This window comes from Endobacter medicaginis, from assembly GCF_014192375.1.
In the GTDB taxonomy this organism is placed as follows: Bacteria; Pseudomonadota; Alphaproteobacteria; order Acetobacterales; family Acetobacteraceae; genus Endobacter; species Endobacter medicaginis.
In genome coordinates this window covers 107569-124248 of the sequence record NZ_JACHXV010000005.1, presented here as the reverse complement: position 1 = coordinate 124248, position 16680 = coordinate 107569, and the positions used below count along the sequence as shown (strand labels likewise).

Below are 16680 nucleotides of genomic sequence, written 5' to 3'. Positions count from 1 at the left end.
CCGCAAGGCTCCTTCAGGCCGCCAGACCGGCCGCGAATTGCATGATCCTGCGCGAGCTGAGCGCCCGCGCGCCGGTCTGCGGGTCGGGCTCGGGGCGCACCTCGCCGACCAGCCGTCCCTCGCGCATGACCAGCACGCGGTCGCAGATGCCGATGATCTCCGGCAGATCCGACGAGATCACCACCACGCCGAGCCCGCGCTGCGCCTGCGCGTCGATCAGCCGGTAGATCTCGGATTTGGCGCCGACATCGACGCCGCGGGTCGGCTCGTCGAGGATCAGCACGCGCGGCTCGGCCTCGAGCAGCCGGCCCAGCAGCACCTTCTGTTGGTTGCCGCCCGACAGCGAGCCGACATTGACCAGCGGCCCCGGCGCGCGCACCCGCATCGCTCGGAACGCGGCAAGCGCGCGCTCACGGCCACGCCTGAGATTCAGGCGGCCGAAGCGCGCATCGCGGCCAATGACGCCGAGATTGATGTTCTCGCCGCAGCTCATGTCGAGGAACAGCCCCAGCACCTTGCGATCCTCGGTCAGGTAGGCGATGCCGGCATCGAGCGCGTCGCGCGGCGAGGCGATGGCAAGCGTCCGGCCGTCGAGCGATACCCTCCCCGCCTCGGCGCGATCGGCGCCGAAGATCAGCCGCGCCAGCTCCGTGCGCCCCGCGCCGACCAGACCGGCAATGCCCAGCACCTCGCCGGCATGCAGGGTGAAGCTCGCCGGATGCACGCGCCTGCCGCCATCGGTGAGCCCGTCCACCTCCAGCACGACGGGGGCCGTCCGCGCATCGTCGGCATGCTGCTTGAGGTAGAAGCTCGACAGGTCGCGGCCCACCATCATGCGCACGATGGCGTCGGCGGTGAGCTGCTCGCGCGTGAGCGTGCCGACGGACGCGCCGTCGCGCAGCACGGTGACGCGGTCGGCGAGCGCATAGACCTCTTCCATCCGGTGCGAGATGTAGATCAGCGCGACACCCTCGGCGCGCAGCGTGCCGATCAGCGCGAACAGCCGCTCGGTCTCGCGCGCCGACAGCGCGGTGGTCGGCTCGTCGAGGACCAGGATGCGGGAGCGGCCATGCAGCGCGCGGGCGATCTCGACCATCTGCTGCTCGGCAACCGACAGCGAGCCGACCTGCGCGCGCGGGCCGAACGGAGCGCCCAGCCGGGCCAGGATCGGCGCACAGGCCGTCTCCATGGCGGCGCGGTCGACCCTGCCGCCGCGGCGCAGCTCGGCGCCGAGATAAATGTTCTCGGCCACGGTGAGGTTGGGCGCGAGGGCCAGCTCCTGATAGATGATGGCGATGCCGGCGCGCCTGGCCGCCGCCGGCCCGTCGATGGCGAGCGGCTTGCCGCCGACGAGGATCTCGCCGCCCGCATCGGCCAGATAGGCCCCCGACAGCACCTTCATCAGCGTGGACTTGCCCGCGCCGTTCTCGCCCATCAGGGCAAGCACCTCGCCGGGCCAGGCCTGGAGACTGACATCGCGCAGCGCACGCACGCCGGGAAAGGTCTTGCTGATATGGCGCATCTCGAGCGCCGGACCCGGGCTCACGCTCCCGCCGCCCGACGCAGACACCGCGGCAGCGCCGTGGGTCATGACCCCTCCCCCCGCGGCTGCATCGTTGTTGTGCGCATGCCGTCGTTTCCCTGCCATTACATCTCCCGACCCCCCGGGCGCAACTCTGGCGAGGGCGCGCAGACCGTTAACCGCTGGACGGACCCTGCAGGGGATGACAATGCTGTGGCGGACCCTTCATCCCACGGAGACACGATGCCCGCACCCCGCGCGTCAGCGGCAGCCAGGACCGACCCCGAGCCCACCCCGACACCGACCCAAAGCAGCGACCTGCTCGCCAGCCCGGACATGCTCCAGGTCGCCGACAGGCTGCGGCCCCTGATCCTGCGGCTGGGTCGACACCTGCGGCGCGAGGCACAGCTTCTGGGCGTTTCGGCGCTGGATGCGTCGTTCCTGGTCACGATCAACCAGCGGCCGGGGACCGGCGTGTCGGAACTGGCCGATCTGGAGCAGATGAGCCGGCCGGCGATGAGCGCGCACGTCAAGCGGCTGGTGAAGGCGGGTCTGGTCAAGGTGCAGGACACCGTCCCCGGCGCCGACAAGCGCCGCATCGGACTGGCGATCTCGCCGACCGGGCTGCAGATGATCCAGGAGGTCAGCCAGCGCCGCAACGACTGGCTCGCCGCCAATCTCGGCCGGCTGTCACCGCGCCAGGTGCGCGACATCGAGGCGGCGATCGAGCCGCTGACCCAGATCCTGCTGCTCAACGCAAACTGAAACAGACGGAAATACCAGCCTGATGCGTCGCCTTCTGCTGCTGTCCACGTTGCTTGCCTTCGCATCGGGATGGGCAGCGCCCGCCCACGCGGCGGAGGCGGGTGACGGGCACACGTTGACCCGTTTTCCGACCCTGCACGGCGGCACCATCGTCTTCGCAGCACATGGCAATCTGTGGCAGGTGGCGCGCGCCGGCGGTGTCGCGCAGCGGCTGACCGCGGATACCGGCGAGGACGTGATGCCGCGCTTCTCGCCGGACGGAAAGTGGATCGCCTTCACCGCCAGCTATGACGGCAATGGCGATGTCTACGTCATTCCCGCAGGCGGCGGTGCGGCGCGGCGGCTGACGTTCCACTCCGACGTGACCCCCAAGGCGCCCGACCGCTGGGGTCCGAACAACATGGTGCTCGGCTGGACGCCAGATTCGACGAAGATCGAATTCCTGTCGCGCCGGATGGCCTGGAACGACAGCTACATGCGCCCGTTCGAGGTGCCGCTCGCCGGCGGTCTGCCGGGGCCGATGACGCTCGATCGCGGCGGGCTGATGAGCTGGGCGCCGGACGGGCACACCATCGCCTATACCCGCATCATGCGCGATTTCCGCATCTGGAAACGCTATGACGGCGGCATGTCGCAGGACGTCTACACCTACGACTTCAATACGAAGAAGCTCGACAGGATCACCGACTTCGCCGGCACCGACACCGCGCCGATGTGGTACGGCAATCGGATCTACTTCCTGTCGGATCGCGATGCGAACCGCCGCGCGAATATCTGGTGCTATGACCTCGGCACGAAGCAGTTCCGCGAGATCACGCATTTCACCGACTACGACATCGATTTCCCGTCGATCAGCGGCCCCGGAGGCGATGATGCGGGCATCGTCTTCCAGCAGGGCGGCAGCCTGTACGTGATCGATCTGCCGTCGGAGACCCTGCACAAGGTGGATGTGCGCGTGCCCGATGACGGGACGCGGACGATGACGCGCACGGTGAAGACGGCGAAATACGTCACCGAGACCGACACCTCGCAGACCCTCGACTATGCGATCTCGCCCAATGGCAAGCGTGCCGCCCTGGTCGCGCGCGGCGATCTCTACACCCTGCCGGCAGAGCATGGCGCGACGCGCAACCTCACCGACAGCTCCGGTGCCTTCGAGGACCATCCCTCGTGGTCGCCCGATGGCAAGACCATCGCCTACACCACCGATGCGAGCGGCGAGCGACAGATCGCCGTCCGTCCGGCGGAAGGCGGGGCGGAGAAGCTGCTGACCCATTTCAGCGCCGGGTTCTTCTACAAGCCGGTCTTCTCGCCGGACGGATCGAAACTGGCCTTCTCCGACAACGAGCACCGGCTGTGGATCGTGCCTGTCTCGGGCGGCGATCCGAAAGCGGTCGCGCATGATCCCTACAGCGAGATCCACGACCAGAACTGGTCGCCGGACGGACGCTGGCTGGCCTGGAGCCAGCTCGGGCCCAACCAGCAGCGCACGATCTGGCTGTATGACAGCACCACAGGTCATGCCGAGCCGGCCGCCGACCCGATGAACAGCAACTGGTCGCCGGTCTTCTCGCCGGATGGAAGATATCTGTGGTTCATCTCCAACCGCCACGAGAACCCGGCCGCCTCCGACCGCGATTTCGACTTCACCGACGCGAAATCCAACGGGCTGTATCTGGCGACACTCTCTGCGGACACACCCTCGCCGTTCGCGCCGCGCTCCGATGAGGGCACGGTCGGCAACGATGCCAAGCCCGGTCACGACGACGGCAAATGGCATCCCGGCAACGGGCCTGCGGTGCATCTGACGACTGACGGGCTGATGTCGCGCGCGACCGCCCTGCCGGGCACGGAGGGTGCGAATATCCTCGGCATCGATGCCAGGGGATCGAAACTCTACTGGCAGACCGCCGGTGTCACGGGATTCGAAGGCCCGCTGCCGGGCGAGAAATCGACGCTGCACGTCTATGATCTCGCCGATCGCAAGACGGAGACGGTGATCGACGCGCTCGACAGCTACGAGATCTCTGCCGATGGCAGTGCGATCCTCTTCAAGCACGACGATGACTGGACGATCACCGAAGCCAAGCCCAAGGGCGAGGCGCACAAGCTGTCGCTCGACGCGATGGTGGCGCAGGTGACGCCTCCGGCCGAGTGGGCGGAGATGTTCGAGGATGCGTGGCGGCTGGAGCGCGATTTCTTCTATTCGACGAAATACAACGGCGTGAACTGGCAGGGCGTGCACGATGCCTATGCGAAACTGGAGCCGCTGGTCGGTTCGCGCGGCGACCTGACCTATGTGCTCGGCCAGATGCAGGGCGAGATGGGCAACTCCCACACCTATGCCGGTGGCGGCGACGATCTCGACCCGACGCCGCATGTCGCGACCGTGCTGCTCGGTGTCGATTACGCGCTCGACGCGGCCAGCGGACGCTACCAGTTCGCCAGGATCTATCCCGGCGACAACACGCGCCCCGCCTATCGCAGCCCGCTCACCGAACCGGGCATCAATGTCCATCCCGGCGACTATCTGCTGGCCGTCAACGGCCACGAGCTGAAGGCGCCCACCAACCCCTACAGCCTGTTCGTCGGGCTCGAGGGCCCGGTGACGATCACCGTGGCCGCGCAGGCCACGGGCGCGCGACGCGACATCACCGTCGACCCGCTGAAGAGCGAGCTCAACGTCCGCGAGCTGGACTGGATCGATACCAAGCGGCGCACCGTGGACAGGCTGTCGGGCGGGCGTGTCGCCTACATCTACATGTCGGACATGGAATCGCTCGGGCTGGAGCAGTTCATGCGCCAGTTCTACCCGCAGACCGACAAGCGAGCGCTGCTGATGGACGACCGCTTCAATGGCGGCGGTTTCGTCGACCAGCTCGTGCTGGAGCGGCTGCGTCGGGTGCTGGTGGGCATGTCGACCAACCGCCAGCGCATCGCCGCCCCGATCCCGCAACTGCTGATCGACGGTCCGAAGGTGGCGCTGCTGAACCACTATTCGGCCTCGGACGGCGACATCTTCCCGTTCTTCTTCCGCAAATACGGGCTCGGCAAGCTGATCGGCACCAGAAGCTGGGGCGGGGTGCGCGGCATCCGCGGCTACTGGGGCCTGCTCGATGGCGGCTACATCACCGTCCCCGAGGACAGCCTCTACGGGCTCGGCTCGGAATGGGTGATGGAAAACCACGGCGTCGATCCCGACATCACCGTCGAGGACACGCCCGACGCGATGCTGTCCGGGCATGACCCGCAGCTTGCACGCGGCGTGTCGGAACTGCTCGACGAGCTGAAGTCGCGTCCGGCATCCTTGCCTCCGGCTCCGCCACTGCTGCCGGCCTATCCGCCGGCGGACCAGAACCAGGGCGCGGGTGTGAACTGAGGGAGAGCAAGACCATGACCGGGCATCGCGTCAGCATCCATTTCTGCACCCAGTGCAACTGGCTGGCCCGTTCCGCCTGGATGGCGCAGGAGCTGATCTCAACCTTTTCCGACAGCCTCGCCGAGGTGGCGCTGTGCCCCGATACCGGCGGCCGCTTCGAGATCACACTGGACGGCGCGACGATCTGGGAGCGCAAGCGCGATGGCGGCTTTCCGGGGCCGAAGGAACTCAAGCAGCGCGTGCGCGATCGGATCGAGCCCGATCGCGATCTCGGACATATCGACCGCCCGGGCGGCCCCTCCGCGCAGGACGCGCAGACGCCGGCCGGAAACGATTGATTTCCAGCCGATCGTCTTTCGCGGCCAGCCCACCCCACCCTATGTCTCCGGCATCGACTTCGACACCACGAAAGGACATTTCATGACACGCTCGGCCCTGCTGCTCTGCGCCGCCGTCTCGCTCGCCACCGCCACGCCGGCGCTGGCCCAGACCGTCACCAACCCGGCCAGCGTGACCGCCGGCACCTATGCGATCGAGCCCGGCCATACCCAGATCGGCTTCTCGGTGCTGCATTTCGGCTTCACCTGGTACAGCGGTTCGTTCTCGAACGTCTCCGGCAAGCTGTCGCTCGATCCGAAGAAGCCGGCGGCCTCTGAGCTGAGCGTCACCATCCCCATCACCTCGGTGCAGACCACGTCCGACAAGCTGACCTCCGAGCTGAAGGATGCCGACTGGTTCGACGCGGCGAAATTCCCTGATGCGACCTTCGTGTCCACCTCGGTGGTGCCGACCGGCAAGGGCGAGGCGACCGTCACCGGCAATCTCACGCTGCATGGCGTAACCAAGACCGAGACGCTGAAGGTGAAGTTCCTCGGCGCGGGGACCAACCCGATCGACCACAAATACACCGTCGGCTTCGATGCCGCCGGCATCATCAAGCGCAGCGATTTCGGTGTGACGAAATACGTCCCCTATGTCAGCGACGAGGTGCGGCTGCACATCGCCGGTGCCTTTGAAAAGCAGGACTGATCCGAAGTGTCGGCGAACGCGTCCGGGACAGCCATCCGATCGTCCGGGACGCGTTCGCGAACAACCCGCTAATGCCTCGCTGAGACGATGCCGGATTGCCGCGCGAGGCGGCGTTCGGCGAACCGGGCCAGGCGTACGAACGGCAGGCCGAGCAGCAGATAGGCCGCTGCGACCATCGCGCCGGGGCCCAGATAGTCGAAATAGGTGGTGGAGAGCTGCTCGTAGGTCTGACTGAGCTCGGTCAGCGTGATGACGCTGACCAGCGACGAGTCCTTCAGCAGCGAGATGAAGTCGTTGGTCATCACCGGCAGCACGGTGCGCAGCGCCTGCGGCACCACGACGTAGCGCAGGCCCTGCATCGGGCTCAGGCCGAGGGCGGCCGCCGCTTCCGCCTGGCCGCGCGGCACCGCCTCAAGGCCCGCACGGTAATTCTCCGCCTCGTAGGCGGCGTAGTTCAGCCCCAGCGCGATCACCCCGGCGGCGAGTGGGTTCAACTGGATGCCGAGCTCCGGCAGCCCGTAGAAGATGAACAGGATCTGCACCAGCAGCGGCGTGCCGCGCACCAGTTCGATGAACGCGGTCGCCAGGGCCGCGAACGGCGCCACCGCGTAGCGCCGCAGCAGGGCGAGCGGCAGGCCGACCACCACCGCCACCGCCATGCCCAGCACGGAGACCAGCAGCGTCATCCACGCACCGCGCAGGATCATCGGCAGGAACTGCGCGTAGCGATGCAGCCGCGCCCGCCAGCCCGAGACCGGTGCGGTGGTCGCCACCCAGTGCTGCCACATCACTGGCGCGACGCCCGGCACGGACTGCCCCTCGGGCAACAGGTTCCACCTCGCGAGGATACGCGCCAGCGTGCCGTCATCGCGCATCGCGGCGAGCGCCTCGTCGATCCGGTTGCGCAGCGCGGTATCGGTCTTGCGGAGCGCGATGCCGTAGCTGATCGGAGCGACCGGCGGCCCGACGAGAGCGAGCGCCGGATCGACTCCGGCATAGTAGCGCGCGATCGGCGCATCGAGCAGGACGCCGTCGAGCCGGCCGTGGCGAAGGTCGGTATAGGCGTCGAACTCCTCGTCGTACAGACGGATGTCGAAACCGGGATGTTCGGCGGCGAAGGCCTCGAGGATGCGGTTGGCGGTGGTGCCGCGCAGCGTGCCGACGCGGCCGTGCGCGAGGGCGGCGAGGCTGTCGCGCGGATCGCTCCGCCGCACCACGAGCTGTTCCCAGGTGGTGTAATAGGGGGTCGAGAACGCCACCGCCCCCTCATGCTCGGGGGTGATCTCCAGCCCGTCCATGGCGATGTCGTACTGGCCGGCCTGCAGCCCGGGGATCAGCCCGTCGAACTCGTTCTGCACGAATTCGGGGCGGCGGTGCAGCCGACGCGCCACCTCCTCGGCGATCTCCACCTCGTAGCCGATCAGCCGCGACGGATCGGACGGGTCGTGAAACTCGTAGGGCGCACCGGAGCGCGCGTCGCCGGCCCAGCGCAACGTCGGTTGCGCCACCGGCTCGCCGGCGCGCGCAGCCTGCAGACCCGAGGCCAGCAGCAGCAGGGCGGCCAGCAGCCGCCTCATGCCTGCATGCTGCCCAGAAAATTGCGTGTCCGCGCGTCCCTGGGCGCGGCCAGCACCTCGGCCGCCGGGCCGCTCTCGACGACGCGGCCGTGATCGAGCACCACCACCGTGTCGGCCGCCTCGCGCACGAAGCGCATCTCGTGCGTGACCACCACCTGCGTCATGCCGCCCGCATCGAGGTCGCGCATCACCGCCAGCACCTCGCCGACGCGCTCGGGGTCGAGCGCCGAGGTGGGCTCGTCATACAGCATCGCCCGCGGCGCCATCGCGAGCGCACGGGCGATCGCCGCACGCTGCTGCTGGCCGCCCGACAGCGTGGCGGGCGCGCGGGATTCGAAGCCCGACAGCCCGACCCGGGCCAGAGCGAGCCGCGCATCGGCCTCGGCCTGTTCGCGCGAGCGATGACGCACCACGCGCGGCGCGAGGGTGAGGTTGGACAGCACCGAGCGGTGCGGAAACAGGTTGAAGCTCTGGAACACCATGCCGACCCGCCCGCGCAGGCGCGCCGCATTGCCCGGTCCCAGACGTTCGCCGTCGATCTCGATCTCGCCCGAATCCGGCGTCTCCAGTCCGTTGAGGCAGCGCAGCAGCGTGGACTTGCCGCAGCCCGACGGCCCGATCAGCGCCACCAGCGCACCCTCCGGCACGTCGAGATCGATGCCGTCGAGCACGATGTCGCCGCCGAACCGCTTGACCAAGCCCCTGACCCGGATCATCGCCGCGTCAATAGGCGTGGTAGCCGCCCACCGCGCCGCCTGCGACCGGCCCCGGACCGGCGGTGCCGGGACCGATCGCGGCCGGGCCGAGCGAGGTCGGGCCCCAGTTCGAGACCGAGCCCGCCGGGCCGGTGCCAACCGCGCCGACACTGACCGGGCCGGGTTCGGCGGCGACCCCGGCGCCCCGCTCGAGCCCGTTGGACGAATAGCCCGGCAATTGCGGCGCCAGCGGCGAGGGACCGCATCCGGCCAGCCCGACCGCGAGGCCGAGGCCCAGGACAACCTGTCGCCGCATCACCGTACCCCTCCCGTCTCGGACTCCGCATCGGCGTCGATCATGGCGTCGAAGCGGCGGAATGCCCATCCCGACGCCTCCTCCGCCGGCTTCGCGGCGGATGCAGGGTCGGTCTCGGGCATGGCTTCGGGTGCCTGCCCGTCGAGCGACGCGTCGCGCTCGTGCGCCGCACCGGGCGCGAGGGTGGCCGGATCGACGATCACCGCTCCGGGCGGCGGCGCGCCGGCGCGTCCGAGCAGGCTGTATTGCGGCTCGAGCGGCGCGGGCGGACGCGCCCCTTCGGGCAACGCGGGATCGGGGGGCAGCGGGGCTTCCGGAGCATGATCGACCAGGGTCGGCGGGCGCTTCTCGCCGCGTCCGAACAGCAGATAGTGATACAGGGGCGGCATGCCGGCCTCGCGTACGTCGCCGCTGCGCTCGATATAGGCCAACCCGTCGAAAGCGCCGATGCGGCGCTCGACGCCGTCGCGCAGCGGCAGGCGCAGGCCGAGCCGGCCGCCGAGCTGGACGGGATAGTCGGCCGGCCCGTCGATCGCCTCCGCCGGCACGCCGAGTGCCGCCATCAGGTCGGTGAATTCGGGCATGGCGACAGCGACCGCATCGTCGTAGCGGGTGCGGTAGCCGGTCTCGTCCATGAAGAAATAGCCGACCAGATGGTGCCCCGCGCCGCGGAACCGCCGCAGCGCCTCATGGTCGGTGACGTCGACCAGACCTTCGAGCTTGCGCGCCGCATGGCGCTGCATGTCGGCGAACGGGCGGTTGTGGAAGTGCAGGTAGGCGAACGGGGTCTCGATCGAGCGGTCGTCGATCCGCGAGCGCGGCAGGTGGAAGCCGTGATCGAGCTCGGCGATGGTGCCCGCGGCGAGGAAGCCCTTGCGGTTGCCGTCGGGAAAGAACCAGCCGGTCCGGCCGGGCAGGTTGTAGAACGACAGCTCGATGCTGAACGCATGCTGGCGCCCGATCATCGCATCGAGCGAGGCATGGATGGCCTGGCGCGCGCAGCTCATGCCGTCCTGCGTCAGGGCAACGATGAATTCATCGCAATCGACCGGGAGGGCGAAATCGTAGCCCTGCGCGCCGATCGTCTCGTCGAGATGGCGGATCGCGCCGCCGATGATCGCGCCCTTGTGCTGGAAGGCGGCATTGTCGGCGAAATCGCGCAGCACGGTGACCCCGGCCCGCGCGTATCGCGCCAGGGTGTCGAGCACCGATGGCTCCACGGAGCCGTTGTCGAACACGACCAGGTTCTCGTAACCGAACAGGTAGCCGTAATAGCGGAGCCAGGGCTCCAGAAACACGGCCTCGTCCCGCTGCATCATCAGGCATCGCACACGCGCCAAACCCTGATCCCCCCTCGTCTGCGCCTCACATAGCCCAGAACCGCGCCCGCTTCACGTGCGCGGGCAGAAAACAGGGAACGATGCCGCGCCAAGGTGGTTACGCCGCAACTTCATGGAACAGACCGGCGAGGAGCAACCCGTGCCAGAGACCGAGCAGATCGCCCTAGCCTTCAACGCCACTTCCCGCCCGGTCGCGATGACGGTCAACGGCGAGAAACGACGCATCGACGTCGCGCCCTGGACGACACTGCTGGACGCATTGCGCGACCGCATGCGACTGACCGGCACCAAGAAGGGTTGTGATCACGGCCAGTGCGGCGCCTGCACGGTGCTGGTGGACGGGCGGCGGGTGAACTCCTGCCTGACGCTGGCGGTGATGCATGAGGGCTGCGACATCCGCACCGTCGAAGGGCTGCCCGGCCTCGACGACAGCGCCGGCGGGCTGCATCCGCTCCAGGCGGCGTTCATGGCGCATGACGCGTTCCAGTGCGGCTACTGCACGCCGGGGCAGCTCTGCTCGGCCGCCGGCCTGCTCGGCGAGGCGGCGGCATCGGGGCTGGTTCTCGACGACGCGACGATCCGCGAGAAGATGAGCGGCAATCTGTGCCGCTGCGGTGCGTATCCCAACATCGTCGCCGCAATCGCCGAGGTGGCGAGGGCCGCCCAGGCCGCGAGCGCCGAAGTGGAGAGCGTCTGATGCGCAGCTTCGGCTATGCCCGCGCCGGCAGCCTCGCCGAGGCGATCGCCGCGCGCGCCGCGGGTGCGACCCCGATCGCCGGCGGCACCAACCTGATCGACCTGATGAAGCTCGACGTCGCCCGGCCCGACCGGCTGCTCGACCTCAACGGGCTCGACCTGCGCGGCATCGAGATCGGCCCCGAGGGCGCGCGGATCGGCGCACTGGTCAGCAACGCCGACCTCGCCGCACACCAGCAGATCGCGGCACGCTATCCGCTGCTGGCGAGCGCGCTGCTGGCGGGGGCCACAGGACAGCTCCGCAATGCAGCGACCACGGGCGGCAATCTGATGCAGCGCACACGCTGCTATTATTTCAACGAGGCCGACACGCCCTGCAACAAGCGCAGCCCCGGCGCGGGTTGTGTCGCGATCGGCGGCGTCACCCGCATCCATGCCATCCTCGGCGCGTCCGAGCACTGCATCGCCGTGCATCCCTCCGACATGTGCGTGGCCCTCGCCGCACTCGATGCGCAGGTCATCGCCGAGGGACCGGCTGGCGAGCGGGCGATCCCGGCCAGTGCGTTCCACCGCCTGCCTGGCGACACGCCCGAGCGCGACAACACCCTCGGCGACGACGAGATCATCACCGCCGTCACCCTGCCGGCAGAGGGGTTCGCCGACCACTATTCGTATCTGAAGCTGCGCGACCGGCTCTCCTATGCCTTCGCGCTGGTCTCGGTCGCCGCCGCGCTGCGTATCGAGGATGGCCGCATCGCCGAGGCCCGTCTCGCTCTCGGCGGCGTGGCGCACAAGCCGTGGCGTGACCAGGAGGCGGAAGCGGCATTGATCGGCCGCGAGCCGACACGCGCCGCCTTTGCCGATGCAGCCGCCATCGTGCTGGCCCCTGCCCGGGCCCAGGGCAGCGGGCCCGAGGGCAATGCCTTCAAGATCGACCTCGCCCGCCGCGCCATCATCCGCGCCTTCGATCAGGCGGCCCGGCGCACTCCGCAATCGCAGACGCACAAGCAGGTGGCCTGATGGACGGCATGTTCGACCCCTCCCGGCGCAATTCCGGTGACGGCCCGGGCCGGGCCCTGCCCCGCGTGGACGGGCTCGCCAAGGTCACCGGTTCGGCCCCCTATGCCGGCGATTTCGCACTGCCGGACATGCTTTACGGCGTGGTGGTCTCGTCGCGTATCGCCCGCGGGCGCATCACCGGCTACGATCTCGACGCCGCCCTCGCCGTACCCGGCGTGGAGCGCATCTATACCTGTCTCGATCGGCCGCGCATGCCGGCCTCGGCGCATCGCTGGCGCGACATGGTGGGACCGCCGGGACGGCCGTTCCGTCCGCTCTACGACACCCGCATCCTCTATGCCGGGCAGCCGGTGGCGCTGGTGATCGCGCGCGAGTTCGAGATCGCGCGCGATGCTGCCGCGCGGGTCGGAGTGCGCTACGAAGCCGAGGCGCATGCTACCAAGCTCGAACGCTATCTCGATCAGGCCTATGTGCCGCCGAAGAAGCGCGAGGGTATCCCGCCGCCGGCAGAGCCGCGTGGCGACGCAGAGCGCGCCTTCGCCGAGGCCGATTGCCGCATCGTCGGCGAGTATGTCTCGCCCGCCGAATATCACAACCCGATCGAGCTGTTCGGCTCGCTGGCCTGGTGGGAAGGCGGGCAGCTGAAGGTCTACGACAAGACGCAGGGTGCTGCGGCAACGGCGCAGTACCTCGCCAGCGTATTCGGGCTCGGTGTGGACGAGGTGCAGGTGACCTCGCCCTTCGTCGGCGGCGCGTTCGGCTCCGCGCTGCGGCCGCAGTACCAGCTGTTCCTCGCCGCGATGGCGGCGCGTGATCTCGACGCCCCGGTGCGCGTGCAGCTTACCCGGCCGCAGATGTTCAGCTTCGGCTATCGTCCGCGCACCCGCCAGCGGGTCGGAATCGGCACGGATGCGTCCGGCTCGCTCCGCGCGATTACCCATGACGCCATCGCCGGGACCTCCGTCTTCGAGGACTATCAGGAGGCGGTGGTGAACTGGGCCGGCAAGCTCTATGCCTGCGACAACGTGCGCACCGGCTACGAGCTCGTGAAGCTCAATCTCTACTCGCCGCAGGATACGCGTGCGCCGGGGGCGGCGCTGGGGCTCTACGCTCTGGAAGCGGCGATCGACGAGATGGCTCATGCGAGCGGCGTCGACCCAGTAGCGTTCAGGCTGGCCAACGACAGCGACCGCGATCGCGACATGGACCTGCCCTACACCTCGAAGGCGCTGCGCTCGGCGCTTGAACAGGGCGCTGCGGCGTTCGGATGGAACGAGCGGTCGCCGACCCCGCGCGGCACCCGCGACGGACACACGCTGATCGGACACGGCATGGCCAGCGGCGTGTGGGATGCGATGCAGATGCAGGCGTCCGCCGTGGCTACGCTGCGCGCCGACGGTCGCCTCGAGGTCGGCTCGGCGACCGCCGACATGGGCACGGGAATGTATACGGTGATGGTGCAGGTCGCCGCCGACACGCTCGGCCTGCCGGCGGCGAGGATCACCGCCAGGCTGGGCGATTCCAGCCTGCCGATGGCGCCGCTGGCCGGCGGTTCGTGGAGTGCGGCCTCGGTGGGAGCGGCGGTGGAGAATGCCACGCTCGCCCTGGCAACGAAGCTGCACGCGATCGCCGCGCGCCTGCCCGACAGCGCGTTTGTCGGCAGCCGCTTCGATCAGGTCGCGTTCGAGGATGGCGAGCTGCGTCTTCGCGCCGCGCCGGAACGGGCGATCCGCCTGGAGGCCCTGCTGGCCGCGTCCGGCGACGACGCGATCACCGCCACGGCGAAGGCCGCGCCCGATCCGGCCAGCCAGAAACGCTGGGCGCGCAACACCCATGGTGCGCAGTTCGTGGAGGTCGGCGTCGACGAGGAACTGGGCGTGGTGCAGGTGCGCCGCGTGGTGGCGGCGATCGCCGCCGGGCGGATCATCAACCCGCTGACCGCACGCAGCCAGATCATCGGCGGGGTGGTGATGGGCATCGGCATGGCGCTGCACGAGGAGGCGATGCTCGACGACCGGCTCGGCCGCATGGTCAATCGCAATCTCGGCGAGTATCACGTGCCGGCCCATGCCGATATTCCGCCGATCGAGGTGATCTTCGTCGACGAGCCCGATCCGGAAGTCAATCAGCTCGGTGTGAAGGGACTGGGCGAGATCGGCATCGTCGGCACCGCGGCGGCAGTGGCGAACGCGATCTTCAACGCCACCGGCAGGCGGGTCCGGGAGTTGCCGATCACGCTCGACAAGCTGATCTGAGCCAAGGTTGCGCCCGGCGGGCGGCTGGACGATGATCCGCCCCCCGATGAGCCAGCCGCCGCTTCTTGAACGCATCGACGCCGCCATCCTCGATCGCGGCTTCCAGCCGATCGCCGACCGGCTCCCCGAGCGACTGCCGGCCTTCGAGCTCGGCATGAGCATGCAGCTCGGCGCGATCGTGCTGGATGTGGCGGCGGACGTCGCTCTCGGCCTGCTGGGAATGCTGAGCTTCGAACGTGCCGCCTTCGATGCGCTGAGCTGGACGATCGGACTGCTGTTCTACCGTTATTTCCGCCAGCAGCGCGGCCTGGTCCGGCCCGGACACGCCAACCCGCTTCGCCACGGTTTCTTTGCCATGCGGCTGCTCGCGATCGCGTTCTGCGTGGTCTCGGCGATGCAGTCGATCGGGCTGCACGGCCAGCTCCTGCTGCCGCAACTGTTCAACTCGACGGCGAACCTGGTGTTTACCGCCGGGATCTATCTCATGTCCTGCACGCCGCGGCCCCCGAGCGTCGCCCGCGCCCGCGCCCGCGCCGAGGGGCGGCCAGCCACCGTCTGGTCGCGCTGAAGCGCGGAAGCGGCAGCGACGACGACAGCACGCCCAGACCGATCAGCACCGCACCGCACGCCGCCCGCCAACCGATCGGCTCGCCGGCGGCGGCCCCGATCAGCCCGGCCCAGACCGGCTCGGTGGCGTAGATGATCGTCGCCCGGGTTGGCGAAACCACGCGCTGCGCCCAGCTCACCACTGCCTGCACGATCGCGCTCGCCAACCCCAGATAGAGCACGCAAAGCGCCAGCCGCGCATCGGGCCACACCGGATGCTCGCCGAGCAGCGGCATGGCGGCCAGCGAGGCGAGCGACACCGTCACCACCTGCACCACCGCGAAGCGGCGGGCATCAACACGCGCGGCGACGCGGCCGATCAGGATGATCTCGAAGCCGAACGCCAGCGCACAGCCGATCGCCTGCAGCTCGCCGAGCAGGGAACCGCCAGAGACCGGCCCGGCGATCAGCGCGAGGCCGGCGAACCCGGCCAATGCGCCGATCCAGCCGCGCCAGCCCGGCGGACGGCGCAGCAGCAGCCATTGCAGCAGTGGCACCAGCGGCACGTAGAAGGCGGTCAGGAACGCCACCATCGAACTCGGCAGGCGCTCGATCGCCATCGTCTGCAACACCGAGCCGAGCGCGATCACCAGCCCGATCGAGACGCCGGCGACCAGCTCGATACGGCGCAGATCCAGCAGCGAGCGGCCGCAGAACGCCGCCAGCGCGATCGCGGCGACCGCGAAGCGCAGGGCGACAAAGAACAGCGGCCCGGTTTCGGCAAGACCGATCCGGGTGACGAGAAAGGTGGTGCCCCACACGCAGGTGATGACCACCAGCGGCCATTCGCGGGAGACAGTCGAGACGGAACGGGCCATGCTTGTCCTCCCTAGGAAAAGAGCCGCTTGACGGGTTTGAAGACGGAGGAGGTGAAGTATAGTGCGCAACAGCGGAATTCAACTCGGGAGTCAGGATTTTAACGCAGATGTCGCATGACCCGCCGGCAGTGCTGCGCCATGTCGCGACCAATCTGCGCCGGATGCGACAGACGCAGGGGTTGAGTCAGGACGCGCTGTCGGCGAAGGCCGGCATCAGCCGGCGGATGCTGGTGGCGATCGAGAGCGGCGACAGCAATGTCAGCCTCGCCACCCTCGACCGTCTCGCCCTGGCGCTCGGTGCGCGCTTCGCCGACCTGGTGATGGACACCGCCGAACCGCCGGAGGCGCGCGCGCCCGAGATCGCCTGGGTGGATGCCACGGGCCGCTCGCATGCGGTGCTGCTCGGCAGCCTGCAGGCGCATCGGGAGAGCGAGCTGTGGGCCTGGACGCTGGCCCCGGGCGTGGTCTACGCGCCCGAGCCCGACCCGCCGGGCTGGCGCGAGATCGTGCATGTCATCGAGGGCGTGCTGACCCTCGATGTGGGCGGCGAGCGCCGGCTGGTGCCGGCAGGCGAGACGGCCGTCTATGCCAGCCATCTCGGCTATGCCTATCGTAACGAAGGCAGTGCCACGCTGCGCTTCGTGCGCAACATCGTGGTGTGA

Annotated in this window: 15 protein-coding genes; 9 read left to right on the top strand and 6 right to left on the bottom strand. The window is 69.0% G+C overall.

Annotated features, from left to right (window positions below):
• Positions 1 to 13 precede the first annotated feature (13 nt).
• On the bottom strand, positions 14 to 1591 hold the full coding sequence (locus tag FHR90_RS08090; RefSeq protein ID WP_246330119.1) for a sugar ABC transporter ATP-binding protein: 1578 nt from the start codon (positions 1589 to 1591) through the stop codon (positions 14 to 16).
• Positions 1592 to 1765: 174 nt separating this feature from the next.
• On the opposite strand from FHR90_RS08090, the gene FHR90_RS08085 reads away from it, so the two are divergent.
• The 4 genes from FHR90_RS08085 to FHR90_RS08070 all read left to right on the top strand — a co-directional run bounded on the left by FHR90_RS08085 (position 1766) and on the right by FHR90_RS08070 (position 6695).
• Positions 1766 to 2287, top strand: coding sequence for a MarR family winged helix-turn-helix transcriptional regulator (locus FHR90_RS08085; protein WP_176621868.1), 522 nt, complete (start codon positions 1766 to 1768; stop codon positions 2285 to 2287).
• Positions 2288 to 2309: 22 nt separating this feature from the next.
• Positions 2310 to 5666, top strand: coding sequence for a S41 family peptidase (locus FHR90_RS08080; protein ID WP_176621867.1), 3357 nt, complete (start codon positions 2310 to 2312; stop codon positions 5664 to 5666).
• Positions 5667 to 5680: 14 nt separating this feature from the next.
• Positions 5681 to 6004 (top strand): SelT/SelW/SelH family protein, encoded by a 324-nt coding sequence (locus FHR90_RS08075; RefSeq protein WP_176621866.1) that lies wholly within the window; start codon positions 5681 to 5683, stop codon positions 6002 to 6004.
• An 82-nt stretch (positions 6005 to 6086) separates the two neighbouring features.
• Complete coding sequence (locus tag FHR90_RS08070) at positions 6087 to 6695, top strand: YceI family protein (protein ID WP_176621865.1); 609 nt, start codon at positions 6087 to 6089, stop codon at positions 6693 to 6695.
• Positions 6696 to 6763: 68 nt separating this feature from the next.
• Here FHR90_RS08070 and FHR90_RS08065 read toward each other — a convergent pair whose 3' ends face one another.
• From FHR90_RS08065 to FHR90_RS08050, 4 genes are read right to left on the bottom strand one after another with little or no spacing between them, the layout of a single operon-like run.
• Entirely contained in the window at positions 6764 to 8272 is a 1509-nt protein-coding gene (locus tag FHR90_RS08065) for an ABC transporter substrate-binding protein/permease (protein ID WP_183275025.1), read from the bottom strand.
• Positions 8269 to 8988 carry an amino acid ABC transporter ATP-binding protein gene (locus FHR90_RS08060; protein ID WP_183275024.1) on the bottom strand — a complete coding sequence of 240 codons (720 nt, stop codon included), beginning with the start codon at positions 8986 to 8988 and terminating at the stop codon, positions 8269 to 8271. The genes FHR90_RS08065 and FHR90_RS08060 overlap by 4 nt, the downstream gene beginning before the upstream one ends.
• Positions 8989 to 8995: 7 nt before the next feature.
• A complete protein-coding gene (locus FHR90_RS08055; protein WP_183275023.1) occupies positions 8996 to 9283 on the bottom strand; it encodes a hypothetical protein in 288 nt (95 codons plus the stop codon).
• On the bottom strand, positions 9283 to 10614 hold the full coding sequence (locus tag FHR90_RS08050; RefSeq protein ID WP_266152809.1) for a glycosyltransferase family 2 protein: 1332 nt from the start codon (positions 10612 to 10614) through the stop codon (positions 9283 to 9285). The genes FHR90_RS08055 and FHR90_RS08050 overlap by 1 nt, the downstream gene beginning before the upstream one ends.
• A gap of 148 nt (positions 10615 to 10762) precedes the next feature.
• On the opposite strand from FHR90_RS08050, the gene FHR90_RS08045 reads away from it, so the two are divergent.
• The 4 genes from FHR90_RS08045 to FHR90_RS08030 are packed head-to-tail and all read left to right on the top strand — an operon-like array spanning position 10763 to position 15162.
• A complete protein-coding gene (locus FHR90_RS08045; RefSeq protein ID WP_394367840.1) occupies positions 10763 to 11320 on the top strand; it encodes a (2Fe-2S)-binding protein in 558 nt (185 codons plus the stop codon).
• Complete coding sequence (locus tag FHR90_RS08040) at positions 11320 to 12339, top strand: FAD binding domain-containing protein (RefSeq protein ID WP_176624169.1); 1020 nt, start codon at positions 11320 to 11322, stop codon at positions 12337 to 12339. The genes FHR90_RS08045 and FHR90_RS08040 overlap by 1 nt, the downstream gene beginning before the upstream one ends.
• The gene (locus tag FHR90_RS08035) at positions 12339 to 14594 is read left to right on the top strand and encodes a xanthine dehydrogenase family protein molybdopterin-binding subunit (protein WP_246330118.1); all 2256 of its coding nucleotides are present in this window, start codon (positions 12339 to 12341) and stop codon (positions 14592 to 14594) included. Before FHR90_RS08040 ends, FHR90_RS08035 begins: the two co-directional genes overlap by 1 nt.
• Before the next feature lie 31 nt (positions 14595 to 14625).
• Positions 14626 to 15162, top strand: a complete 537-nt coding sequence (locus FHR90_RS08030) for a hypothetical protein (RefSeq protein WP_183275021.1) — start codon at positions 14626 to 14628, stop codon at positions 15160 to 15162.
• Here the strand turns inward: FHR90_RS08030 and FHR90_RS08025 are convergent.
• Complete coding sequence (locus FHR90_RS08025) at positions 15077 to 16018, bottom strand: DMT family transporter (protein ID WP_183275020.1); 942 nt, start codon at positions 16016 to 16018, stop codon at positions 15077 to 15079. The genes FHR90_RS08030 and FHR90_RS08025 overlap by 86 nt on opposite strands.
• A 107-nt stretch (positions 16019 to 16125) precedes the next feature.
• On the opposite strand from FHR90_RS08025, the gene FHR90_RS08020 reads away from it, so the two are divergent.
• Complete coding sequence (locus tag FHR90_RS08020) at positions 16126 to 16680, top strand: helix-turn-helix domain-containing protein (RefSeq protein WP_176623032.1); 555 nt, start codon at positions 16126 to 16128, stop codon at positions 16678 to 16680.